Raw genomic sequence first — 22,466 nt, 5'->3', positions numbered from 1 at the left:
TCGACTGCGCGGCCGTGCGGAGCACGGCGAAATCGCGTGCGCGTCTCACACGACCGACGCATCGGCCGGCGCGTTTTCGATGCGGGTGCGCAGTGGCGCGGTTGCGTGCAGCCGCCCATGCAACGCGATGCGGCGCGGCGTTGCCGGGTTTCGTTGCGACCGCGTCGCGTGCCGCACCGCGCGTCTCAATCGCGCGAGACCGGCGGGATCAACGTGAGACGAACGTCTCACGCGGCGCGGGTGCTGCGATGCAATGTGATCCGGCGAAACGGATGTGCTACAAGGACAGCGAATTTCCCGCCGTACGGAGCCGACCATGCCCTACGCCGTTCCCCAGGCCCAGCACGCCGACCGCGTGCTCGGCGCGCTCGCCGGACGCCTGCCCGCGCCGGCGGATTCCGAGCGCCTCGTGTCGTCGTGGCAGCGCTCGCTCGAGCGCTACCGGCTCGACCCCGCGTCGACGATCGGTCCGCGCGTGCTGACCGCGGCCGAGCTGCGCGAAGTACGCGACAAGGAAGAGGCATTCCTGCGCGCGTCGGGCCAGTGCCTGACGCGCCTGCACGACATGATCCGCGTCGCCGACTACTGCGTGATGCTGACCGACGCGCGCGGCGTGACGATCGACTACCGGATCGACCGCGATCGCCGCCACGACTTTCGCCACGCGGGGCTGCACATCGGCTCGTGCTGGTCGGAAAGCGAGGAAGGCACGTGCGGCGTCGCGAGCGTGCTCACCGATCTCGAGCCGATCACCGTGCACAAGACCGATCACTTTCGCGCGGCGTTCACGACGCTCACCTGCAGCGCCGCGCCGATCTTCTCGCCGACCGGCGAACTGATCGGCGTGCTCGACGCGTCGGCGGTCCAGTCGCCGGACAACCGCGACAGCCAGCGCCTCGTCTATCAGCTGGTACGGCAAAGCGCGGCGCTGATCGAGGACGGCTATTTCCTGCACAGCACCGCGCAGCACTGGATCCTGTTCGGGCATGCGAACCGTCACTACGTCGAAGCGCAGCCCGAATGGCTGATCGCGTTCGACGAGTGCGGCAACATCGTCGCCGCGAACCGGCATGCGCGCGACGCGCTGCCCGCGCTGCGCGAGCCGCGCCACATCGACGAAGTCTTCGAGGCGACCGACCTGCCGCTGCGCGACGCCGCACGGATCGATGCGATCGTCGCGCTGCGGCTGCGCGCGACCGGCGCACCGCTCTATGCGCGGCTGCGTGCGCCGCTGCGGCGTGCGGCCGCGCGCGATGCAGGCACGGCGTCGCGCCGCCCGGGCGCCGCGCAGCGCGACGTCGGCGCGCTGACGCCGTTCCTGCACAGCAGCGACTCGCGCATCGCGCGGCAAGCCGAGCTCGCGCTGCGGGTCGCGAGCAAGCGGCTGCCGATTCTCGTGCTCGGCGAAACCGGCGCGGGCAAGGAGGTGTTCGCCCGCGCGATTCACGATGCGGGCGCGCGGCGTACGCGGCCGTTCGTCGCCGTCAATTGCGGCGCGCTGCCCGAAGCGTTGATCGAGAGCGAGCTGTTCGGCTATGCGGCCGGCGCGTTTACCGGCGCACGCAAGCACGGTGCGCGCGGCAAGATCGCGCTCGCCGACGGCGGCACGCTGTTTCTCGACGAAATCGGCGACATGCCGCTCGCGCTGCAGACGCGACTGTTGCGCGTGCTCGCCGACGGCGAGGTCGTACCGCTCGGCAGCGATACGCCGGTGCGCGTCGACCTCGACGTGATTTGCGCGACGCACCGCGATCTCGCGCGGATGGTCGCCGACGGCACGTTCCGCGAGGATCTGTACTACCGGCTGAGCGGCGCGACGTTCGAACTGCCGCCGCTGCGCGAGCGCACCGACGTGCGCGACGTGATCGCCGCCGTGTTCGCCGACGAAGCGCAGGCGACCGGTCACGTGCTGACGCTCGACCCGGCGCTCGCCGAACAGCTCGCCGCGTATCCGTGGCCCGGTAACGTCCGGCAGCTGCGCAACGTGCTGCGCTACGCGTGCGCGGTGTGCGATGCCGCGCGCGTGACGCGGCGCGACCTGCCGGCCGAGTTTGCCGCGCAGCTCGGCGCCGATCCGGCCGGCGCGCTACCCGACGACGAGCGCGGGCGCATCGTCGCGGCGCTCACCGCACACCGCTGGCGGCCGGACGCGACCGCACGCGCGCTCGGCATCTCGCGCGCGACGCTGTACCGGCGCATCGCGAAATACCGGATCGTCGCGCCGCACCGCGCGTGACGATGCGTGGACCGCATCGACCGCTGCGCGGCGCCGGCGCGAGCCGCGTCACGCGGGCTGAGCGGCATCGCTGCGGCTGCCGGCGTCGCGTGCTGCATCGCGCGCATCGCCCGCGTCGGCGGCGTCGGCGTGCCGATCGCGCTGCCGAAACACGTCGTGCGCGGCGAACAGCGCATTGAGCGCAGCCGGGAAACCCGCATAGACGGCCATCTGCATGAACACCTCGACGATTTCGTCGCGCGTGCAGCCGACGTTCAATGCGGCCTCGATATGCACCTTCAGTTGCGGCTGCGCATTGCCGAGCGCGGCGAGTGCGGCGATCGTCGCGATCTCGCGCGACTTCAGGTCGAGCTGCGGGCGGCTGTAGATGTCGCCGAACGGGAATTCGATCACCATGCGGGCGAAGTCCGGCGCGATCGGCGCGAGCGCGGCGATCACGCGCTCGCCCGCTTCTCCGTCGATTTCCTTCAGCTTGTCCCAGCCGCGTGCGTAGCGATCGTCAACGAGTCGTTCCATGGGGTGTGTCCTGTTCGGTGGATGAGTGGGAAGTACTCGCCCGTCGTTCCGTGTCGCGCTCCCGCCGCTCGTAGTACGCGATCTTTTCGCCGATCGCGTCGAGGCTCGCCTGCAGTTGCGCGATATGCGCGCGCACCGCGTCGCGATGCACGACCAGCAATTGCCGTCGCGCGCCGAGCGTCGATTCGCCTTGCGCGCGCAGCGCCGCGAACCGCTGCATCTGCGCGATCGGCATGCCGGTCGACTTCAGGCGCATCACGAATTCGAGCCAATCGAGGTCGGCCGGCGCATACAGGCGGTGCCCGGCCGCGGTACGCGAAATCGCGCGCAGCAGCCCGGCCTGCTCGTAATACCGCAACGTATGCGTGGACACGCCCATCAATTCGGCGACTTGCCCGATCGTCAGCGGACCGGCGGCGGAAGGTGCGGATACGGTTATCGACATGGCACGCTCAGGTTAGGAGTTAGAGTGCACTCTAAGTCAAGCGCGATCGGACGGCCAGTGCGCCGATCGCGGCCGACACCGTAAAGAATCGTCAAAACCACGGGCCGGCAGCCGATTCGGCCTTTACAGCGGCGCAAGCGTTCAGCAAGATTCGGGCAGCTTCTCCGCTTGTCTTAAAAAGGGCACGCATTTGTCCTATGCTTAACGGCGACGTCCGCCCGTTCTCGGCGCCGTCCGTTGTAGCGGTCATTCATCCGTCAGAACCTGGGAGCCTTGCCATGCTGAAAAAGCTGCTGATGCTGTTCGTCGCGCTGTCGCTGTCGCTCGCCGCCGGCATCGCCGCGGCCGTCGACGTCAACACGGCCAGTCAGGCCGAACTCGAAGCGCTCAAGGGCCTCGGGCCCGTGAAGTCGAAGGCGATCATCGACGAACGCACGAAGAACGGCCCGTTCAAGGACGCCGACGATCTCGCGAACCGCGTGAAGGGGCTCGGCACGAAGTCGGTCGGGCATCTCGAGGAGAACGGGCTGACGATCGGCGGCTCGTCCGCGCCGCCGAAGGGCGTGAAGCCGTCGAAGCCGGCGACGACGACGACGTCGGCCAACACGTCGGGGACGACGTCCGCGGGCACCGGATCGACGTCGACCGCCGCGACGGCCGGCACGAGCGCGACAGCGCCGGCCGCGAGCGCACCGGAAGCCGCGACCAAGCCGGCGAAGAGCAAGCGCGCGTCGAAGAAGGAAAAGGCCGCGGCTGCCGCCGCAGCGTCCGCCGATGCAGGCGCGAGCGCGCCGGCCGCCGCGTCGTCGACGAAGGCGGCGAAGGGTTCGAAGAAGAAGAGCAAGAAGGACAAGGCCGCCTCCGCCGCCGCGGCGTCGGGCGCCTGACATGTACCGCGCGCGCGTTCGCGTGCGCACGGCATTCTTTCAACGGGCGCCGGCATCGCCGCGCCCTTTTCGGTAAAGGTGAACAACCATGGGTCTCCTCGACATCGTCGGCGGTCTGCTCGGCGGCCAGGCCGGCGGCAACTCGCAAAGCGCACTGATCGCAACCGCGCTCGAATTCATCAACAATCAGCCGGGCGGCCTGAACGGCCTCATCGAGAAATTCAAGGCCGGCGGCGCCGGCGAGATCATCGGCTCGTGGGTCGGCACCGGCGAAAACCAGCCGATCTCGCCGGACACGCTGCAGAACGTGCTCGGCTCGGACGCCGTCGGTGCGCTCGCGAGCAAGGTCGGCATCGACCCGGCTCAGGCGTCGTCGATCCTCGCGCAGGTGCTGCCGCACGTCGTGAACCACGCGACGCCGAACGGCGAAGTGCCGGCCAACGGCCAGGTCGACACGTCGAACGTGCTCGGCGCACTGACGCAGCTCGCCGGCATGTTCGGCGGCGGCAAGCAGGCGTAAGCGCGCGCGGCTTCGCAGCCGTTTCGTTTGCTCCATACGCAAACACCCCGCCGAGGCGGGGTGTTCGTTTTTGTGCGCCCGGCTCGAGCCGGGCGGCGGCGGCCGATGCTCAGTGAACGACGCGGTCGAACACGAAACTGCCGTCGTGGACGTCGACCGGGATCACGTCCTTCGGGCCGAAGCGGCCTGCGAGGATCAGCTTCGCGACCGGGTTCTCGATCTCCTGCTGGATCGCGCGCTTCAGCGGCCGCGCACCGAACAGCGGATCGTAGCCGACCTTCGCGATCTGCTCGAGCGCCGCCGGCGACACATCGAGCGCCATGTCGAGCTTCGCGAGCCGGTCGTGCAGGCGCGCGAGCTGGATCTTCGCGATCGACTCGATGTTGCTGCGGTCGAGCGCATGGAACACGACGACGTCGTCGATCCGGTTCAGGAACTCGGGGCGGAAATGCTGCTTCACCTCGATCCACACCGCGTCCTTGATCTCGTCCTGCGGCGAGCCGCTCATCGACTGGATCACCTGCGACCCGAGGTTCGACGTCATCACGATCACCGTGTTCTTGAAGTCGACCGTGCGCCCCTGACCGTCGGTCATCCGGCCGTCGTCGAGCACCTGCAGCAGCACGTTGAACACGTCCGGATGCGCCTTCTCGATCTCGTCGAGCAGGATCACGCTGTACGGCTTGCGGCGCACGGCTTCGGTCAGATAGCCGCCCTCCTCGTAGCCGACATAGCCGGGCGGCGCGCCGATCAGCCGCGCGACGCTGTGCTTCTCCATGAACTCGCTCATGTCGATGCGGATCAGATGCTCTTCCGAATCGAACAGGAACGACGCCAGCGCCTTGCACAGCTCGGTCTTGCCGACGCCCGTCGGGCCGAGGAACAGGAACGAGCCGTACGGACGGTTCGGATCGGCAAGACCGGCGCGCGAACGGCGGATCGCGTCGGCGACCGCGTCGATCGCCTCGTCCTGGCCGACCACGCGCTCGTGCAGCTTTTCCTCGATGTGCAGCAGCTTCTCGCGTTCGCCCTGCATCATCCGCGACACCGGAATTCCGGTCGCGCGCGACACGACTTCCGCGATCTCCTCGGCGCCGACCTGCGTGCGCAGCAGGCGCGGACGCGTCGGGTTGTGCTGCTCCCGTTCTTCGGCCTGCGTGACCTGCTTGAGCTGCGCCTCGAGCTGCGGCAGCTTGCCGTACTGCAGTTCCGCGACCTTCTCGAGCTTGCCTTCGCGCTGCAGCCGCGCGATGTCCGCGCGCACCTTCTCGATCTCTTCCTTCAGCTGGGCGCTACCCTGCACCGCGGCCTTCTCGGCGGTCCAGATCTCTTCGAGATCCGAATATTCTCGGCCGAGGCGCTCGATCTCTTCCTCGATCAGCTGCAGGCGCTTCTGCGACGCTTCGTCCTGCTCCTTCTTCACGGCCTCGCGCTCGATCTTCAGCTGGATCAGCCGGCGGTCGAGCTTGTCCATCTCTTCGGGTTTCGAATCGATCTCCATCTTGATCTTCGAAGCGGCTTCGTCGATCAGGTCGATCGCCTTGTCGGGCAGGAAGCGGTCCGTGATGTAGCGGTGCGACAGTTCGGCCGCGGCGACGATCGCCGGGTCCGTAATGTCGACGCCATGGTGCAGTTCGTACTTCTCCTGCAGTCCGCGCAGGATCGCGATCGTCGCCTCGACGCTCGGCTCGTCGACGAGCACCTTCTGGAAGCGGCGCTCGAGCGCGGCATCCTTCTCGATGTACTTGCGGTATTCGTCGAGCGTGGTCGCGCCGATGCAGTGCAGTTCGCCGCGCGACAGCGCGGGCTTCAGCATGTTGCCCGCGTCCATCGCGCCTTCGGCCTTGCCTGCGCCGACCATCGTGTGGATCTCGTCGATGAACACGATCGTCTGGCCTTCGTCCTTCGCGATGTCGTTGAGCACGGCCTTCAGCCGCTCCTCGAACTCGCCGCGGTACTTCGCACCGGCGAGCAGCGCGGCCATGTCGAGCGACAGCACGCGCTTGCCTTTCAGCGTCTCCGGCACCTCGCCGTTGACGATGCGCTGCGCGAGCCCTTCGACGATCGCGGTCTTGCCGACGCCCGGCTCGCCGATCAGCACCGGATTGTTCTTCGTGCGGCGCTGCAGGATCTGGATCGAGCGGCGGATTTCGTCGTCGCGGCCGATCACCGGATCGAGCTTGCCCGCGCGCGCGCGCTCGGTCAGGTCGACCGTGTACTTCTTCAGTGCCTCGCGCTGGCTTTCGGCATCCTGACTATGCACCTGCGAGCCGCCGCGTACCGCGGCGATCGCGGCTTCGAGCGCCTTGCGCGTGAGGCCGTGCTGACGCGCGAGCTTGCCGGCTTCGCCCTTGTCGTCGGCCACGGCGAGCAGGAACATCTCGCTCGCGATGAACGTGTCGTTCAGCTTCTGCGCTTCCTTGTCGGCCTGATTCAGCAGGCCGACGAGTTCGCGGCCGATCTGGATGTCGCCGCCGGTGCCCGTCACTTGCGGCAGGCGCGAGATCGCCTCGTTCAGCGCGCCTTGCAGCGCCTGCACGTGCACGCCCGCACGCGACATCAGCGAGCGCGCGGAGCCGTCCTGCTGCGCGATCAGCGCGGCGAGTACATGAACGGGTTCGATGTATTGATTGTCGCGGCCCGCGGCGAGGCTTTGCGCATCCGCGAGCGCTTCCTGGAACTTGGTGGTGAGCTTGTCGATTCTCATTTAGTCGAGACCTCCAATTTTCGATTACCACCAAGTTGAGGATGGTTATGCGGCTTTCAAGCGAAATTCGGGTTGATTCCGCGCAAAAAATCGCGTGGACGCGCGCGATGCACGCCGCGCTGCCGCACCGATGCGTCAGTCCGCCGTCGGCGTCGGCGCGGCGTCGGGCGGCGCGTCGGCCGGGCCGGGGTCGGCGCGCACGATCGCGATCGGCTGCAGCCCGAGCAGCGACACCAGCGACGATGCCGGTGCCGCCAGCTCGCCGACCGTATGCCGGTCGAGTTCGGCAAAAAACGCGTCGCGCGCGGCCGCGAACACGCCCTTGAGCCGGCACTGCGATTCGATCACACAGCGGCGCGACTCGGCCTCCGCCGAAAAACAGCCGACCAGCGCAAAATCGTTTTCGGTCGCACGCACGACCTGGCCGACCGTCAGCTGCAGCGATTCCGGAAAGAGCCGCAGTCCGCCGTTGCGGCCGCGGATCGTATCGACCCATCCGAGTTCGCCGAGCTGCTGCACGACTTTCATCAGATGATTCTTCGAGATTCCGTAGGCGTCCGAGATCTCCTGGATCGTCGCAAGCCCGTCTCCGCGCACGGCCAGATAAAGCATGACGCGCAGCGAGTAGTCGGTGTAGTCGGTGAGTCTCATTGGCAAAACGGATAGACGGAGGGGTCGATCGTGCCCTGATTAGGTGAGCCGCAGCTGTGCGACAAATATCGGCTCGGCGCGCGAACTGGATCCGCGGCGTCAGGTTGCCGGAATGGCCCGCGCGCAATAACATGCTTGTAATTTGCGCGTTTTTCAGGGAATGGTGGACGCTATTTTGCGTCAAAATCCGGTCCGCGTCGCGGTTATCGGCTGACGACGTCCCTTTCCCGCACGCGCCGTATTCCGTTTTTTCCGCGATGAACACCCTGCCCGTCCCACCCGATACGCCGTCTGCGCACGCTCGCGACACCGAGCCGACCGAAGCCAACATCCGCGATCTCGTATACGCGTTCTATGACCGCGTGCGTGCCGATCCGCTGCTCGGACCCGTGTTCGACGCGAAGCTCGCCGGCCGCTGGGACGACCATCTGCCGAAGATGGTCGGCTTCTGGTCGAGCCTCGTGCTCGGCACCAAAGGCTATCGCGGCAACGTGCAGCAGGCGCACCAGCCGCTCGAAGGAATCGAGCCCGCGCACTTCAGCCGCTGGCTGTCGCTGTTCCTGAAGACCGTCGACGCGCGCTACGCGCCGCCGGCCGCGATCCGCTTCATGGAGCCCGCGCTGCGGATCGCGCAGAGCCTGCAATTGAGCCGGTTCGGCTGGGATTATCAGATTCCGCCCGAGCAGCAGGCGCTGCTCGACGCGATCGCGCCGCGTCGCCGCGACGATGCCGACGACGACGCGCATCGGCTGCCGTCGCGTGCACGCGGCGAACCGTTTCCGGCGAAGATCATCGGGCGCGGCGCCGATCCGGACGAGACAGCGTAAGCGGACAGACGAGCCGCGCTGTGCGGCTGAGGTGCAGCGGCGCTTGCCGAGCCGGCAGCACCGACGTCGCTGCCGCCACGGCCGGCGCGACCGACCGCCACGCGCGTGAAGCTCAGCGCCGCGCGTTGCGCGACTCGATGCCCCAGCGGGCGAGCGCGGCATCGTCGGTGCTGCGAGCGTCGACCCAGCGTTCGCCGTCCGGCGTGGTTTCCTTCTTCCAGAACGGCGCTTCGGTCTTCAGATAATCCATCACGAACTCGCAGGACGCGAACGCATCGCCGCGGTGAGCGGCGACGGTCGCGACCATCACGATCTGATCCAGCGGATAGAGCCGGCCGACCCGATGCACGATCGCGACGTCGATGCCGGGCCAGCGTTGCACGGCCTCCGCGGCGATCTTCTCGAGCGCCTTTTCGGTCATCCCCGGATAGTGCTCGAGCTCCAGCACGGCCACCGCGTCGCCTTCGTTCAGGTCGCGCACGGTGCCGACGAAGCACGCGACGGCGCCGATCTTCGGGTTGCGCGCGCGCAGCGCGGCGACTTCGGCATTCAGATCGAAGTCGTCGGCCTGCACTCGTACCGTTGCCATCGGAAAGTCCTCAGCCGCCCGTCACCGGCGGAAAGAACGCGACTTCGCAGCCGTCGGTGAGCCGCGTGCCGGGATCGGTCATCTCGTGGTTGCACGCCATGCGCAGCGCGCGGCCGTCGGCGAGCGTGTCGGCCCATGCACCGCCGCGCAGCCGCAGCCACGCACGGACGTCGCCGACCGTCGTCACGCCGTCCGGCACGTCGACCTGCTCGTCGGCGACGCCGAGCGCCTCGCGCACGCTTGCAAAGAATTTCAGCTGAATCTTCATGTCGGGAAGCCGTTGCGTTACGACAGCAGTTCGGAAAACGGAATGAAGCGCACGGTCTCGCCGGCGCTGATCGCGTGCTGCGGCGGATTGTCGATCAATCCGTCGCCCCACACCGTGGACGTGAGCACCGCGGAGCTCTGGTTCGGGAACAGATCGAGGCCGCCGGCCGCATTCACGCGCGCACGCAGGAACTCGTTGCGGCGGTCGCCCTTGCTCTGTGAAAAATCGGCGCGCAGCGACAGCGCGCGCGGCGTCACGTCGCGCACGCCGGCCAGCCGCAGCAGGAACGGCCGCACGAACAGCAGGAACGTGACGAAGCTCGACACCGGATTGCCGGGCAGGCCGATGAAGTGCGCATCGCCGAGCTCGCCGCCGCGGCGCACCGCGCCGAACGCGAGCGGCTTGCCGGGCTTCATCGCGATCTGCCACAGCGCGAGCCGCCCTTCCGCTTCGACGGCCGGCTTCACGTGATCCTCGTCGCCGACCGACACGCCGCCGCTCGTCAGAATCACGTCGTGCTCGCGCGCGGCCTCGCGCAGCGTGTCGCGCGTCGCGTCGAGCGAGTCGGGCACGATCCCGTAGTCGGTCACGAGGCAGCCGAGCCGCTCGAGCAGCGCGCGCAGCGTAAAGCGGTTCGAGTTGTAGATCGCGCCGGGCTTCAGCGGCTCGCCCGGCATCGTCAGTTCGTCGCCGGTGAAGAACACCGCGACGCGAATCCGCCGTGCGACCGACAGCTGCGCGCAGCCGACCGATGCGGCGAGACCCAGCGCCTGCGGCGTGAGCCGCGTGCCGGCCGCCAGGATCACCGAGCCCTGCCGGATGTCCGCGCCCTGCGCGGTGATCCATTCGCCGGCCTTCGGCGTATGCAGGATCTCGACCGCATCGCCGTCGGCGGCCGTCTGCTCCTGCATCACGACCGCATCGGCGCCCGGCGGCACCGTCGCGCCGGTGAAGATCCGCGCGGCCGTGCCGGCCACGAGCGGTGCGGCCGGATGGCCGGCCGGGATGCGCTGCGACACCGGCAGGCGCCGCTCGCCGTGCAGCAGATCGGCGACGCGCACCGCATAACCGTCCATCGCGCTCGTATGCATCGGCGGCACGTCGAGCGGCGAAATCACGTCGGCGGCCAGCACGCGGCCGAGCGCGTCGAGCGTCGCGACGGTCTCGACGCCGGGCAGCGGCGCGGCGGCACCGAGCAGCGCGGCGAGCGCCTCGGCGGTCGACAGCATCGGCGCGCGCGGCGCCGCGGGGTTCGGGTTCGACATCGATGGAAGCGGGGATCGTTGGAATCAGACCGTCATTGTAGCGACGCCGTCGCGCGGACGCGCGACATGACCGGCATACGCAAACCGCGATCGGCGCGCGTGCGGCCGGCGGGCGTTCGCTTCGCCGCGCGTTCGCGCCCGTGCCCGGCCGCAGCGGCATGCCCGACCGCAGGACAGACGCTCGCGTGGCCGCACCGACCGGCATCGCCAGACGAAACGGCCGGAACCCGATCCGTTCGACGAATCGGGATTCCGGCCGTCCGGTGCCGCCGGGCGCGACGCCCGGCCGCCGTCACACGCGCGTATGCGCGGCGATGAAGTCCTTCACCTGCTGCACGTCGGCCTTCACGACCTCGAAACGCTGCGGCAGCGCTTCGAGCCCGTCGAACGCGGACGGGCGCTCGGGCTCGCGATCGAGCGCCTCGCGGATCGTCTCGCCGAACTTGATCGGCTGCGCGGTCTCGAGCACGATCATCGGCACGCCCGCGTCGAGATGCTCGCGCGCGACCTTCACGCCGTCGGCCGTGTGCGTATCGATCATCGTGTCGTAGCGCGAGAACACGTCGCGGATCGTCGCGATGCGGTCCGCATGGCTGCTGCGGCCCGACACGAAGCCGAATTCGGCGACACGCGCGAAATCGCCGCTCGCCGCGAGATCGAAGCCGCCCTTCTCGTCGACGTCGCGGAACAGCTGCATCACGCGCGCCGGATCGCGGCCGAGCAGGTCGAACACGAAGCGCTCGAAGTTCGACGCCTTCGAGATGTCCATGCTCGGGCTGCTCGTGTGATACGTGTTCTCCGCGCTGCGCACGCGATACGCGCCGGTGCGGAAAAACTCGTCGAGCACGTCGTTCTCGTTGGTCGCGACCACGAGCCGCGCGATCGGCAGTCCCATCATGCGTGCGATGTGGCCCGCACAGACGTTGCCGAAGTTGCCCGACGGCACCGTAAACGACACGCGCTCGTCGTTGGACTGCGTCGCCGCGAAGTAGCCCTTGAAGTAGTACACGACCTGCGCGACGACGCGCGCCCAGTTGATCGAGTTGACCGTGCCGATCTTCTGCTGCGCCTTGAACGCGTGATCGTTCGACACGGCCTTCACGATGTCCTGGCAGTCGTCGAACACGCCTTCGACCGCGAGGTTGAAGATGTTCGGATCCTGCAGGCTATACATTTGCGCGGTCTGGAACGCGCTCATCTTCCGGTGCGGCGACAGCATGAACACGCGCACGCCGGCCTTGCCGCGCATGGCGTATTCGGCCGCGCTGCCCGTGTCGCCGGACGTCGCGCCGAGAATGTTCAGCGTTTCGCCGTGCTTCGCGAGCGTGTACTCGAACAGGTTGCCGAGCAGTTGCATCGCCATGTCCTTGAACGCGAGCGTCGGGCCGTTCGACAGTTCGAGCAGCGACAGCGGCGCGCCGTGCTCGGTGCCGAGCGTCTTCAGCGGCGTGATGTCGGACGCGTTCTCGCCGTGGCGCGTGTTGCGGTACACGTCGGCCGTGTACGTGCGGCGCGCGATCGCGCGCAGATCGTCGGCGGGCACGTCGTCGCAGAACTTCGACAGCACTTCGAACGCGAGATCCGCATACGGCAGCGTGCGCCAGCGTGCGAGCTCGTCGGCCGACACCTTCGGATATTCGGCCGGCAGGTACAGCCCGCCGTCCTTCGCGAGACCGCCGAGCAGGATGTCGGAAAACGTATGGCGCTCGCCGATGCCGGCGCCGCGCGTGGAGATGTAGTTCATGTCGTTCCTGGCCTTCAGTTCAGCGCTTCCATGCGCAGCTTCGTCACCTTCGACACGACCGTCGCGAGGCTCTCGATCCGCGCGATCGCTGCATTGACGTTCTTCTCGAGCGTCTCGTGCGTGATCAGGATGATGTCGGTTTCGCCGTTCGCGCCGTCGACCTGCTCCGACTCCTTCTGCAGCAGCGCGTCGATCGAGATTCCGGTGTCGGCGAGGATGCGCGTGATGTCGGCGAGCACGCCGGTCTGGTCGGCGACGCGCAGGCGCAGATAGTAGCCGCTCGTGACTTCCTCGATCGGCAGGATCGGCGTGTTCGACAGGCTGTCCGGCTGGAACGCGAGATGCGGCACGCGATGCTCGGGATCGGCCGTGTGCAGGCGCGTGACGTCGACGAGATCCGCGACGACCGCCGATGCGGTCGGCTCCGCGCCGGCGCCCTTGCCGTAGTACAGCGTCGTGCCGACCGCATCGCCGTGCACGACGACCGCGTTCATCGCGCCTTCGACGTTCGCGAGCAGGCGCTTCTCCGGAATCAGCGTCGGATGCACGCGCAGCTCGATGCCTTTGTCGGCGCGGCGCGCGATGCCGAGCAGCTTGATCCGGTAGCCGAGCTCCTCCGCGTAGCGGATGTCGGTCGCGTCGAGCTTGCTGATCCCTTCGACGTACGCGCGATCGAACTGCACGGGCACGCCGAACGCGATCGCGCTCATGATCGTCGCCTTGTGCGCGGCGTCGACGCCTTCGATGTCGAAGGTCGGATCGGCTTCCGCGTAGCCGAGCGCCTGTGCGGCCTTCAGCGCGGTCGCGAAGTCGAGCCCGCGGTCGCGCATCTCCGACAGGATGTAGTTGGTCGTGCCGTTGATGATGCCGGCGATGTACTGGATGCGGTTCGCGGTCAGCCCTTCGCGCAGCGCCTTGATGATCGGAATCCCGCCGGCGACGGCCGCCTCGAACGCGACCATCACGCCCTTCTCGCGCGCGGCCTCGAAGATCTCGGTGCCGTGCACCGCGAGCAGCGCCTTGTTCGCGGTCACGACGTGCTTGCCGTTCGCGATCGCGCGCAGCACGAGCTCGCGCGCGATGCCGGTGCCGCCGATCATTTCGGCGACGATCGCGATCGACGGATCGTCGACGACTGCGTTGAAGTCGTCGGTGATCTGCGCGACGCCGGCGTCGGCGCCGAGCGCGGCCTGCGCCTTCGACGGGTTGCGCACCGCGATGCGCGCAACCTCGATGCCGCGCCCCGCGCGTCGCTTGATTTCTTCCTGGTTGCGGCGCAGTACCGTGAAGGTGCCGCTGCCTACCGTGCCGAAGCCCAACAGGCCAACTTTGATCGGTTCCATGCTGCGTGTGATCGATGAGTAAGAAGTAGTGAGTGCCGCGTGTTCGTGCCCGCTCACACCGAATGGCGCTTGCGGTAGCCGTCGAGGAAGCGCGCGATCCGGTTGATCGAATCGGTCAGGTCGTCGAGGTTCGGCAGGAAGACCACGCGGAAGTGATCGGGCGCCGGCCAGTTGAAGCCCGTTCCCTGCACGAGCAGCACGCGCTCCTCGAGCAGCAGGTCGAGAATGAACTGCTGGTCGTTCTGGATCGGGTAGAGCTTCGGATCGAGGCGCGGAAACATGTAGAGCGCGGCCTGCGGCTTCACGCACGTGACGCCCGGAATCGACGTGAGCATCTCGTACGCGAGCTCGCGCTGCTTGTACAGACGCCCGGTCGGCACGATCAGCTCGTTGATGCTCTGGTAGCCGCCGAGCGCCGTCTGGATCGCGAACTGCCCCGGCACATTCGCGCACAGCCGCATCGACGACAGGATGCCGAGCCCTTCGAGATAGTCCTTTGCGCGCCGCCGGTTGTCGCCGCCGAGGCCCGACACGGCCATCCATCCCGCGCGATAGCCGCACGACCGGTAGCTCTTCGACAGGCTGTTGAACGTGACGGTGATCACGTCCTCGGACAGCGCGCCGAGTGCCGTGTGCTCGAGACCGTCGTAGACGATCTTGTCGTACACCTCGTCGGCGAACACGATCAGCCCGTGCTGCCGCGCGATCTCCAGCAGTTCGAGCAGCAATTCGTCAGAATAAAGCGCGCCGGTCGGGTTGTTCGGGTTGATCACGACGATCGCCTTCGTGTTCGGCGTGATCTTGCGGCGGATGTCGTCGAGGTCGGGCATCCACGCGTTCTGCTCGTCGCAGACGTAATGGACCGGCGTGCCGCCCGACAGGCTGACCGCGGCCGTCCACAGCGGATAGTCGGGCGCCGGCAGCAGCACTTCGTCGCCGTCGTTGAGCAGCGCCTGCGTCGCCATCACGATCAGCTCGGACGCGCCGTTGCCGATGTAGATGTCGTCGAGACCGACGCCGACGACGCCCTTTTGCTGCGTGTAGTGCATCACGGCCTTGCGGGCCGAGAACACGCCCTTCGAGTCCGAATAGCCGGACGACGTGGGCAGGTTGCGGATCATGTCCTGGATGATCTCGTCCGGCGCGTCGAATCCGAACGGCGCGAGGTTGCCGATGTTCAGCTTGATGATGCGATGGCCTTCTTCCTCGAGGCGCTTTGCGTGCTCGAGCACCGGGCCACGGATGTCGTAGCAGACGTTGAGCAGCTTGTTCGACTTCTGAATCGGTTTCACGACGACACGGTTCCTGGGTTGGCCTTGCGGCCGGGGGACGGGATCAAAACTGGAGAGCGGCCGGTCTGTGCGCGCTGTCTAGGCTGGAAAAAAGCGGCGGTCGGACGCGGCTTGTGGCGACGCACGACGCAAGTGCCGCCCGGAGGCGACCAAAAAGTTATAATTTAGCGGATTTTGGCCGACTTTCGCAATGCACCAAAGCCGCGCCGGGCCCGCGCCGTCAGGCGTCCCGCGAGCGCCGCGCGCGAAACCGGCCGCCGGCCCCGCGCGGGGCTGCCTGACTCTCCCTCACGGAAACCTCGGAATACCGATTTGAAACTGCACCAGGATGCGAGCGGCGCGCTCAATACCGTCACCGGCTACGGCCCCGATTATGTCGACGTCAATCTGGAACGCCACGCGACGAGCGTGATCGTGCTGCCCGGCGCGCCGGTCCGCGACTGGCCCGTGTCGTCGTTCGACGCGCTGGCGCCCGAGCACTTCGCGATGCTGCTCGACCCGGCGCCCGAAGTCGTGATCTTCGGCAGCGGCGCGCGGCTGCGCTTTCCTCATCCGCGGCTCGTCGCCGCGCTCACGGCCAGACGGATCGGCGTCGAGACGATGGATTTCCAGGCGGCCTGCCGCACCTACAACATCCTGATGGCCGAGGGCCGCAAAGTCGCCGCCGCGCTCTTGATTGAACGTTGATCCCCGATGCGGTAAAACTCCGGCCGGCGCCGGGTCGATCCCCGGTATGCGTCCCGCCCCGGCGTACCGCGCCGGCGGCCCATCACAACAACCAACAGGCTGAAAAACCCATGAACGATACGCCGTCGAGGCTACCGCTCAATCGCATCACGCTCGTCCTCCTGCTCGTCGCGTTCGCGGTCGTCTGGTTCGCGCCGCTCGGGCTGCGCCACCTGATTCCGAGCGACGAAGGCCGCTACGCGGAAATGGCGCGCGAGATGTTCGTCACCGGCGACTGGATCACGCCGCGCTACAACGGCTACAAGTACTTCGAGAAGCCGCCGCTGCAGACCTGGCTGAACGCGCTGACGTTCGCGTGGTTCGGCATCGGCGAATGGCAGGCGCGCCTGTATACGGCGCTCGCGAGCTTCGCCGGCGTGCTGCTCGTCGGCTTCACCGGCGCGCGGCTGTTCAACCCGCTGTCCGGCTTCCTCGCGGCGATCGTGCTCGCGTCGTCGCCGTACTGGAACCTGATGGGCCACTTCAACGCGCTCGACATGGGGCTCGCGCTCTGGATGGCGGTGTCGCTGTGCGCGCTGCTGCTCGCGCAGCGGCCGGGGCTGCGCGCGGCCGCCGTGCGCGGCTGGATGTGGACGTGCTGGGCCGCGATGGCGCTCGCGGTGCTGTCCAAGGGCCTCGTCGGCGTGATCCTGCCCGGCGCGGTGCTCGTGCTCTATACGCTGATCGCGCGCGACTGGGCGCTGTGGAAGCGGCTGTATCTGGTGAGCGGGCTCGTGATCTTCTTCGCGATCGTCACGCCGTGGTTCGTGCTCGTGCAGCAGCGCAACCCCGAATTCTTCAACTTCTTCTTCGTCGTCCAGCAGTTCCGCCGCTACCTGACCCCGGAACAGAACCGCCCCGGACCGTTCTACTACTTCGCGCCCGTGCTGCTGGTCGGCTTCCTGCCGTGGCTGTCGGTCGCGTGGCAGAGCGTGCGGCATGCGCTGCGCATGCCGCGCCAGCCGAACGGCTTCTCGCCGATGCTCGTGCTGCTGATCTGGAGCGCGTTCATCTTCCTGTTCTTCAGCGCGTCGCACTCGAAGCTGATCTCGTACGTGCTGCCGGTCGCGCCGGCGCTGGCGCTCGTGATCGGCGCGTACCTGCCGCTGCTGAGCGCGGACCGGTTCCGCCGCCATCTGCTCGGCTACCTGGTGTTCTTCGTCGCGGCCGCGTTCGGGATCATCTTCCTCGCGTACCAGGGCGACGCGCGCACGCCGAACGCGCTGTACCGCGCATTCCAGATGTGGCTGTACGCGGGCCTCGCGGTCGCGGCCGCGCTGACGCTCGCCGCCGCGTGGCTGAACCGCCGTACGGGCGTCGCGGCCGCGCTCACCGCGTTCGCGACCGCGTGGCTGCTGTTCGGCACGATCGGCGGCACCGGGCACGACGAATTCGGTCGCTACAGCTCGGGCGCCCTGCTCGCACCGGCGGTGCGCGCGGAACTGGCGAAGCTGCCGCCCGACACGCCGTTCTACTCGATCGAGATGCTCGACCACACGTTCCCGTTCTACGTCGGCCACACGACGATCATGGTTCATCGTCAGGACGAACTCGCGTTCGGGATTTCGGTCGAGCCGAACAAATGGATTCCGACCGTCGACGAATGGATCGCGCGCTGGGAGCACGACACCCACGCGCTCGCGATCATGCCGCCCGGCCAGTATGACGCGCTCGTCGCGCGGCACGTGCCGATGCGCGTGATCGCGCGCGACAACCGCCGCGTGATCGTGGAAAAACCGCAATCGTAAGGACGCCCCGTCGCATGAATCCCGTTTCGTTCGTCTGCATCGTCACCGGCGTGATGCTCAACGCCTGCGCGCAACTTTTGCTGAAGGCCGGCGTCAACGCCGTTGGACACTTCGAATTCACCCGTGCGAACATCGTTCCGGTCGGCCTGAAGATCGCGACCCAGCTGCCGATCATCGGCGGCCTCGCATGCTACGTGCTGAGCGTCGTCGTGTGGATCGTCGGGCTGTCGCGCGTCGACGTGTCGATCGCGTATCCGATGCTGTCGCTCGGCTACGTCGTCAACGCGTTCGCGGCCTGGTACCTGTTCGGCGAGGTGCTGTCGGTCCAGCGGCTCGTCGGCATCGCGATCATCCTGGTCGGCGTATTCGTGCTCGCACGCAGCTGAGCCGGCCGTTGCCGCGTTAAGCGGCCGCCTACAAAAAATCACGGTACGAATCCGCCAACCGGTGTTTAATGCCGGTTTCGGGCGGGACCGCCCGACCCTTTTATTACACGCCATTACAGGCCAATGCGTTCATGAGCCAGACTACCGCTCCGTTTCTGCCGTTCACCCGCCCGGAAATCGACGAGGAAACCATTCAGGGCGTCGTCGACGTGCTGCGCTCGGGCTGGATCACGACCGGCCCGCAGAACCAGAAGTTCGAGGCCGCGCTGTCCGAATACTGCGGCGGCCGGCCGGTGCGCGCATTCAACTCGGGCACCTGCACGCTCGAGATCGGCCTGCGCATCGCGGGCGTCGGCCCCGGCGACGAAGTGATCACGACGCCGGCGTCGTGGGTATCGACCAGCAACGTGATTCTCGAGACGGGCGCGACGCCCGTATTCGCCGATATCGATCCGGTCACGCGCAACATCGACCTCGACAAGGTCGAGCAGGCGATCACGCCGCGCACGAAGGCGATCGTTCCCGTCTATCTGGCGGGGCTGCCGGTCGACATGGACCGGCTGTACGCGATCGCGCGCGCGCACGGCCTGCGCGTGATCGAAGACGCCGCGCAGGCGCTCGGCTCGACGTGGAACGGCAAGCGCATCGGCGCGATCGGCGACATCGTGTCGTTCAGCTTCCACGCGAACAAGAACCTGACGACGATCGAAGGCGGCGCGCTCGTGCTGAACGACGAACACGAAGCCGCGCTCGCGCAGAAGTACCGTCTGCAAGGCATCACGCGCACCGGCTTCGACGGGATGGATTGCGACGTGCTCGGCGGCAAGTACAACCTGACCGACGTCGCCGCGCGCGTCGGGCTCGGTCAGCTGCCGCACCTCGAGCGCTTCACCGCGCAGCGCCGCGCGCTCGCGCGCGCGTATTTCGCCGCGCTCGACGGCGGGCCGGCCGTGAAGCTCGGCCTCGGGCTGCCCGTCGCCGATTTCGAAAACGGCAACTGGCACATGTTCCAGGTCACGCTGCCGCTCGAGCGCCTGTCGATCTCGCGCGCCGACTTCATGGCACAGATGAAGGAGCGCGGAATCGGCACGGGCGTCCACTACCCGGCGATCCATCTTTTCACGCTGTACCGTGCGCGCGGCTTCAAGGAAGGAATGTTCCCGCACGCCGAACGGTACGGCGCGTCGACCGTCACGCTGCCGCTCTTCACGCAGATGACGGAAGACGACGTGCGTCGCGTGGTCGACGCGATCAATCAGATTTGCGAACAATACGGAAAGTAAGCGTACATGAGTCACCCTGAAGCACGCGCCGGTCACCGGGACGCCGACCGTCCGGAAGTATCGGTCATCATCCCCGTGTACAACGAGGAAGACGGCCTCGCCGCGCTGTTCGCGCGCCTGTACCCGGCCCTCGACGCACTGGGCACGTCGTACGAAGTGATCCTGATCAACGACGGCAGCCGCGACCGCTCGGCCGCGATGCTCGCCGACCAGTTCCACGTGCGGCCCGACACGACGCGCGTCGTGCTGCTCAACGGCAACTACGGGCAGCACATGGCGATCCTCGCGGGCTTCGCGCAGTCGCGCGGCGACATCGTCGTCACGCTCGACGCCGACCTGCAGAATCCGCCGGAGGAAATCGGCAAGCTGATCGCCAAGATGCACGAGGGCTACGACTACGTCGGCTCGATCCGCAAGCAGCGCCAGGACAGCCTGTGGCGGCGCAAGGCATCCGCGATGATGAACCGGCTGCGCGAGCGCATCACGCGCATCAAGATGACCGACCAGGGCTGCATGCTGCGCGCATACAGCCGCCGCATCATCGACACGATCAACGTGTGCGGCGAAGTGAACACGTTCATCCCCGCGCTCGCCTACACGTTCGCGCAGAATCCGACCGAAATCGAGGTCGCGCACGAGGAGCGCTTCGCGGGCCAGTCGAAGTATTCGCTGTACAGCCTGATCCGGCTGAACTTCGATCTGGTGACGGGCTTTTCGGTCGTGCCGCTGCAGTGGCTGTCGTTCATCGGCGTGATCCTGTCGCTCGGCTCCGCCGCGCTGTTCGTGCTGCTGCTCGTACGGCGCTTCATCGTCGGCGCGGAAGTGCAAGGCGTGTTCACGCTGTTCGCGATCACCTTCTTCCTGCTCGGCGTGATCCTGTTCGCGCTCGGCCTGCTCGGCGAGTACGTCGGGCGCATCTATCAGCAGGTGCGCGCACGGCCGCGCTATCTGATCCAGGCCGTGCTCGAACAGCACGACGGCGTGCCGGCGGTGCCGGCCGGCGCCGCGCGCACCGAGGCTGCACAATGAAGCCGCGCGCGGTCGTCTTCGCGTATCACAACGTCGGCGTGCGGTGCCTGCAGGTGCTGCTCGCGCGCGGCGTCGACGTCGCGCTCGTCGTCACGCACGAAGACAATCCGAACGAGAACATCTGGTTCGGCAGCGTCGCGTCGGTGGCGGCCGAGCACGGCATTCCGGTCGTCACGCCGGCCGACCCCGCCGACCCGGCGCTGCGCCGCGCGGTGTCCGACGCGCGGCCCGACTTCATCTTCTCGTTCTATTACCGCCACATGCTGCCGCCGGACCTGCTCGCGATCGCGCCGCGCGGTGCATACAACATGCACGGTTCGCTGCTGCCGAAATACCGCGGCCGCGTGCCGACGAACTGGGCGGTGCTGAACGGCGAAACGGAAACCGGCGCGACGCTGCACGAGATGGCCGCGAAGCCCGACGCCGGCGCGATCGTCGGTCAGACGGCCGTGCCGATCCTGCCGGACGACACGGCCGCGCAGGTGTTCGACAAGGTCACCGTCGCGGCCGAGCAGACGCTCTGGCGCGTGCTGCCCGCGCTGCTCGCGGGCGACGCGCCGCACCTGCCGAACGACCTGTCGGCCGGCAGCTACTACGGCGGGCGCAAGCCCGAGGACGGCCGCATCGACTGGACGAAGCCGGCCGCGCAGGTCTACAACCTCGTGCGCGCGGTCGCGCCGCCGTATCCGGGCGCGTTCACCGACGTCGCGGGCGAGCGTTTCGTCGTCGCGCGCGCGCGGCTGGCGGGGCCCGGCAGCGCGGCTGCCGCGGCGGCGGCTGATTTGCCGCCCGGCCTGCACGTAAGCGATAATGCGCTACTCGGCGTCTGCGGCGACAGCCGTGCCCTTTCCATTCTCGAGCTGTGGCAACAGCGCGACGGCAGCCACACCGTCGTGACGCCCGCGGAATTCGCGCAGTTCATTCATTCTTCCCGTCATTCATGAAAGCAAAAAAAGTCCTGATCCTGGGTGTGAACGGCTTCATCGGCCATCACCTGTCGAAGCGCATTCTTGAAACCACCGATTGGGAAGTGTTCGGCATGGACATGCAGACCGACCGGCTCGGCGATCTCGTCAACCACGAGCGGATGCATTTCTTCGAAGGCGACATCACGATCAACAAGGAGTGGGTCGAGTATCACGTGAAGAAGTGCGACGTGATCCTGCCGCTCGTCGCGATCGCGACGCCCGCGACGTACGTCCAGCAGCCGCTGCGCGTGTTCGAGCTCGACTTCGAGGCGAACCTGCCGATCGTCCGCTCGGCCGTGAAGTACGGCAAGCACCTCGTGTTCCCGTCGACGTCCGAGGTGTACGGCATGTGCTCGGACGAGCAGTTCGATCCGGACGCGTCCGCCCTCACGTACGGCCCGATCAACAAGCCGCGCTGGATCTACGCATGCTCGAAGCAGCTGATGGACCGCGTGATCTGGGGCTACGGGATGGAAGGCCTGAACTTCACGCTGTTCCGCCCATTCAACTGGATCGGACCCGGCCTCGACTCGATCTACACGCCGAAGGAAGGCAGCTCGCGCGTGGTCACGCAGTTCCTCGGACACATCGTGCGCGGCGAGAACATCAGCCTCGTGGACGGCGGCTCGCAAAAGCGCGCGTTCACCGACATCGACGACGGCATCAGCGCGCTGATGAAGATCATCGAGAACGCGAACGGCGTCGCGTCGGGCAAGATCTACAACATCGGCAACCCGAAGAACAACTTCTCGGTCCGCGAACTCGCGCACAAGATGCTCGAGCTCGCCGCCGAATTCCCGGAGTACGCCGATTCGGCGAAGCAGGTGCAGCTCGTCGAGACGACGTCCGGCGCGTACTACGGCAACGGCTATCAGGACGTGCAGAATCGCGTGCCGAAGATCGACAACACGATGCAGGAACTCGGCTGGGCGCCGCAGTCGACGTTCGACGACGCGCTGCGCAAGATCTTCGAAGCGTATCGCGGCCATGTCGCCGACGCGCGCGCGCTCGTCGAACAGCAAGGCTGACGGGACGC

21 protein-coding genes are annotated in these 22,466 nt (G+C 67.4%); 11 read left to right on the top strand and 10 right to left on the bottom strand.

Annotated elements, in window-relative coordinates; genetic code table 11:
- Window positions 1–316 precede the first annotated feature (316 nt).
- Window positions 317–2,236: a sigma-54-dependent Fis family transcriptional regulator gene (locus tag BUB20358_RS09635; RefSeq protein ID WP_035972266.1), complete on the top strand. Its 1,920-nt coding sequence runs from the start codon at window positions 317–319 to the stop codon at window positions 2,234–2,236.
- 48 nt (window positions 2,237–2,284) lie between these two features.
- Here the strand turns inward: BUB20358_RS09635 and BUB20358_RS09630 are convergent, their stop codons facing one another.
- Window positions 2,285–2,752, bottom strand: coding sequence for a carboxymuconolactone decarboxylase family protein (locus tag BUB20358_RS09630; protein WP_045552430.1), 468 nt, complete (start codon window positions 2,750–2,752; stop codon window positions 2,285–2,287).
- Window positions 2,736–3,197, bottom strand: coding sequence for a MerR family transcriptional regulator (locus BUB20358_RS09625; RefSeq protein WP_006764187.1), 462 nt, complete (start codon window positions 3,195–3,197; stop codon window positions 2,736–2,738). The genes BUB20358_RS09630 and BUB20358_RS09625 overlap by 17 nt, the downstream gene beginning before the upstream one ends.
- Window positions 3,198–3,475: 278 nt before the next feature.
- Here BUB20358_RS09625 and BUB20358_RS09620 point away from each other — a divergent pair, with 278 nt between their 5' ends.
- Window positions 3,476–4,084 carry a ComEA family DNA-binding protein gene (locus tag BUB20358_RS09620; protein ID WP_035972264.1) on the top strand — a complete coding sequence of 203 codons (609 nt, stop codon included), beginning with the start codon at window positions 3,476–3,478 and terminating at the stop codon, window positions 4,082–4,084.
- 88 nt (window positions 4,085–4,172) lie between these two features.
- The gene (locus BUB20358_RS09615) at window positions 4,173–4,604 is read left to right on the top strand and encodes a YidB family protein (RefSeq protein WP_006764186.1); all 432 of its coding nucleotides are present in this window, start codon (window positions 4,173–4,175) and stop codon (window positions 4,602–4,604) included.
- A gap of 109 nt (window positions 4,605–4,713) precedes the next feature.
- Here the strand turns inward: BUB20358_RS09615 and clpB are convergent, their stop codons facing one another.
- Together clpB and BUB20358_RS09605 are read right to left on the bottom strand one after the other, a co-directional pair.
- Entirely contained in the window at window positions 4,714–7,311 is a 2,598-nt protein-coding gene (gene clpB, locus BUB20358_RS09610; protein ID WP_006764185.1) for an ATP-dependent chaperone ClpB, read from the bottom strand.
- A gap of 135 nt (window positions 7,312–7,446) precedes the next feature.
- Window positions 7,447–7,962, bottom strand: a complete 516-nt coding sequence (locus BUB20358_RS09605) for an Rrf2 family transcriptional regulator (RefSeq protein ID WP_035972262.1) — start codon at window positions 7,960–7,962, stop codon at window positions 7,447–7,449.
- A 257-nt stretch (window positions 7,963–8,219) separates the two neighbouring features.
- Between BUB20358_RS09605 and BUB20358_RS09600 the strand changes: the two genes are divergently transcribed.
- A complete protein-coding gene (locus BUB20358_RS09600; RefSeq protein WP_035972254.1) occupies window positions 8,220–8,789 on the top strand; it encodes a group III truncated hemoglobin in 570 nt (189 codons plus the stop codon).
- Window positions 8,790–8,901: 112 nt separating this feature from the next.
- On the opposite strand, the gene moaE is transcribed toward BUB20358_RS09600, so the two are convergent.
- From moaE to BUB20358_RS09570, 6 genes are all read right to left on the bottom strand, one after another.
- Window positions 8,902–9,378, bottom strand: coding sequence for a molybdopterin synthase catalytic subunit MoaE (moaE, locus tag BUB20358_RS09595; RefSeq protein ID WP_006764182.1), 477 nt, complete (start codon window positions 9,376–9,378; stop codon window positions 8,902–8,904).
- A 10-nt stretch (window positions 9,379–9,388) separates the two neighbouring features.
- Window positions 9,389–9,646, bottom strand: a complete 258-nt coding sequence (gene moaD, locus BUB20358_RS09590; RefSeq protein ID WP_006764181.1) for a molybdopterin converting factor subunit 1 — start codon at window positions 9,644–9,646, stop codon at window positions 9,389–9,391.
- A gap of 17 nt (window positions 9,647–9,663) precedes the next feature.
- Window positions 9,664–10,911 (bottom strand): molybdopterin molybdotransferase MoeA, encoded by a 1,248-nt coding sequence (locus BUB20358_RS09585; protein WP_006764180.1) that lies wholly within the window; start codon window positions 10,909–10,911, stop codon window positions 9,664–9,666.
- Window positions 10,912–11,203: 292 nt separating this feature from the next.
- Window positions 11,204–12,655: a threonine synthase gene (thrC, locus tag BUB20358_RS09580; RefSeq protein WP_006764179.1), complete on the bottom strand. Its 1,452-nt coding sequence runs from the start codon at window positions 12,653–12,655 to the stop codon at window positions 11,204–11,206.
- Window positions 12,656–12,669: 14 nt separating this feature from the next.
- A complete protein-coding gene (locus tag BUB20358_RS09575; RefSeq protein WP_006764178.1) occupies window positions 12,670–13,998 on the bottom strand; it encodes a homoserine dehydrogenase in 1,329 nt (442 codons plus the stop codon).
- Between the two features lie 53 nt (window positions 13,999–14,051).
- A complete protein-coding gene (locus BUB20358_RS09570) occupies window positions 14,052–15,290 on the bottom strand; it encodes a pyridoxal phosphate-dependent aminotransferase (RefSeq protein ID WP_006764177.1) in 1,239 nt (412 codons plus the stop codon).
- 312 nt (window positions 15,291–15,602) lie between these two features.
- Between BUB20358_RS09570 and BUB20358_RS09565 the strand changes: the two genes are divergently transcribed.
- The 7 genes from BUB20358_RS09565 to BUB20358_RS09535 all read left to right on the top strand — a co-directional run bounded on the left by BUB20358_RS09565 (window position 15,603) and on the right by BUB20358_RS09535 (window position 22,458).
- Window positions 15,603–15,977 (top strand): Mth938-like domain-containing protein, encoded by a 375-nt coding sequence (locus tag BUB20358_RS09565; protein ID WP_035972252.1) that lies wholly within the window; start codon window positions 15,603–15,605, stop codon window positions 15,975–15,977.
- Window positions 15,978–16,087: 110 nt separating this feature from the next.
- Window positions 16,088–17,764 (top strand): glycosyltransferase family 39 protein, encoded by a 1,677-nt coding sequence (locus BUB20358_RS09560; protein ID WP_006764175.1) that lies wholly within the window; start codon window positions 16,088–16,090, stop codon window positions 17,762–17,764.
- Between the two features lie 14 nt (window positions 17,765–17,778).
- Window positions 17,779–18,150: an SMR family transporter gene (locus tag BUB20358_RS09555; protein WP_006764174.1), complete on the top strand. Its 372-nt coding sequence runs from the start codon at window positions 17,779–17,781 to the stop codon at window positions 18,148–18,150.
- Between the two features lie 131 nt (window positions 18,151–18,281).
- Window positions 18,282–19,433 (top strand): DegT/DnrJ/EryC1/StrS family aminotransferase, encoded by a 1,152-nt coding sequence (locus BUB20358_RS09550; protein WP_035972250.1) that lies wholly within the window; start codon window positions 18,282–18,284, stop codon window positions 19,431–19,433.
- A 6-nt stretch (window positions 19,434–19,439) separates the two neighbouring features.
- Window positions 19,440–20,462, top strand: a complete 1,023-nt coding sequence (locus BUB20358_RS09545; protein WP_035972248.1) for a glycosyltransferase — start codon at window positions 19,440–19,442, stop codon at window positions 20,460–20,462.
- The gene (locus tag BUB20358_RS09540) at window positions 20,459–21,406 is read left to right on the top strand and encodes a formyltransferase (RefSeq protein WP_035972246.1); all 948 of its coding nucleotides are present in this window, start codon (window positions 20,459–20,461) and stop codon (window positions 21,404–21,406) included. Before BUB20358_RS09545 ends, BUB20358_RS09540 begins: the two co-directional genes overlap by 4 nt.
- Entirely contained in the window at window positions 21,403–22,458 is a 1,056-nt protein-coding gene (locus BUB20358_RS09535) for a bifunctional UDP-4-keto-pentose/UDP-xylose synthase (protein WP_052688671.1), read from the top strand. Before BUB20358_RS09540 ends, BUB20358_RS09535 begins: the two co-directional genes overlap by 4 nt.
- The last annotated feature ends 8 nt before the right edge of the window (window positions 22,459–22,466 follow it).

Source organism: Burkholderia dolosa (assembly GCF_902499135.1).
Lineage (GTDB): Bacteria > Pseudomonadota > Gammaproteobacteria > Burkholderiales > Burkholderiaceae > Burkholderia > Burkholderia dolosa.
This window is presented reverse-complemented; position numbering and strand designations above follow the sequence as displayed.

What these genes read in the sequence shown, in the direction of transcription:
- BUB20358_RS09600 (WP_035972254.1), top strand. Translation starts at nt 8,220, where the DNA reads ATGAACACCCTGCCCGTCCCACCCGATACGCCGTCTGCGCACGCTCGC.
- BUB20358_RS09545 (WP_035972248.1), top strand. Translation starts at nt 19,440, where the DNA reads ATGAGTCACCCTGAAGCACGCGCCGGTCACCGGGACGCCGACCGTCCG.
- BUB20358_RS09615 (WP_006764186.1), top strand. Translation starts at nt 4,173, where the DNA reads ATGGGTCTCCTCGACATCGTCGGCGGTCTGCTCGGCGGCCAGGCCGGC.
- BUB20358_RS09635 (WP_035972266.1), top strand. Translation starts at nt 317, where the DNA reads ATGCCCTACGCCGTTCCCCAGGCCCAGCACGCCGACCGCGTGCTCGGC.
- BUB20358_RS09560 (WP_006764175.1), top strand. Translation starts at nt 16,088, where the DNA reads ATGAACGATACGCCGTCGAGGCTACCGCTCAATCGCATCACGCTCGTC.
- BUB20358_RS09535 (WP_052688671.1), top strand. Translation starts at nt 21,403, where the DNA reads ATGAAAGCAAAAAAAGTCCTGATCCTGGGTGTGAACGGCTTCATCGGC.
- clpB (WP_006764185.1), bottom strand. Translation starts at nt 7,311, where the DNA reads ATGAGAATCGACAAGCTCACCACCAAGTTCCAGGAAGCGCTCGCGGAT.
- BUB20358_RS09630 (WP_045552430.1), bottom strand. Translation starts at nt 2,752, where the DNA reads ATGGAACGACTCGTTGACGATCGCTACGCACGCGGCTGGGACAAGCTG.
- BUB20358_RS09540 (WP_035972246.1), top strand. Translation starts at nt 20,459, where the DNA reads ATGAAGCCGCGCGCGGTCGTCTTCGCGTATCACAACGTCGGCGTGCGG.
- BUB20358_RS09550 (WP_035972250.1), top strand. Translation starts at nt 18,282, where the DNA reads ATGAGCCAGACTACCGCTCCGTTTCTGCCGTTCACCCGCCCGGAAATC.
- BUB20358_RS09575 (WP_006764178.1), bottom strand. Translation starts at nt 13,998, where the DNA reads ATGGAACCGATCAAAGTTGGCCTGTTGGGCTTCGGCACGGTAGGCAGC.
- BUB20358_RS09605 (WP_035972262.1), bottom strand. Translation starts at nt 7,962, where the DNA reads ATGAGACTCACCGACTACACCGACTACTCGCTGCGCGTCATGCTTTAT.
- moaD (WP_006764181.1), bottom strand. Translation starts at nt 9,646, where the DNA reads ATGAAGATTCAGCTGAAATTCTTTGCAAGCGTGCGCGAGGCGCTCGGC.
- BUB20358_RS09625 (WP_006764187.1), bottom strand. Translation starts at nt 3,197, where the DNA reads ATGTCGATAACCGTATCCGCACCTTCCGCCGCCGGTCCGCTGACGATC.
- moaE (WP_006764182.1), bottom strand. Translation starts at nt 9,378, where the DNA reads ATGGCAACGGTACGAGTGCAGGCCGACGACTTCGATCTGAATGCCGAA.
- BUB20358_RS09585 (WP_006764180.1), bottom strand. Translation starts at nt 10,911, where the DNA reads ATGTCGAACCCGAACCCCGCGGCGCCGCGCGCGCCGATGCTGTCGACC.
- BUB20358_RS09555 (WP_006764174.1), top strand. Translation starts at nt 17,779, where the DNA reads ATGAATCCCGTTTCGTTCGTCTGCATCGTCACCGGCGTGATGCTCAAC.
- BUB20358_RS09620 (WP_035972264.1), top strand. Translation starts at nt 3,476, where the DNA reads ATGCTGAAAAAGCTGCTGATGCTGTTCGTCGCGCTGTCGCTGTCGCTC.
- thrC (WP_006764179.1), bottom strand. Translation starts at nt 12,655, where the DNA reads ATGAACTACATCTCCACGCGCGGCGCCGGCATCGGCGAGCGCCATACG.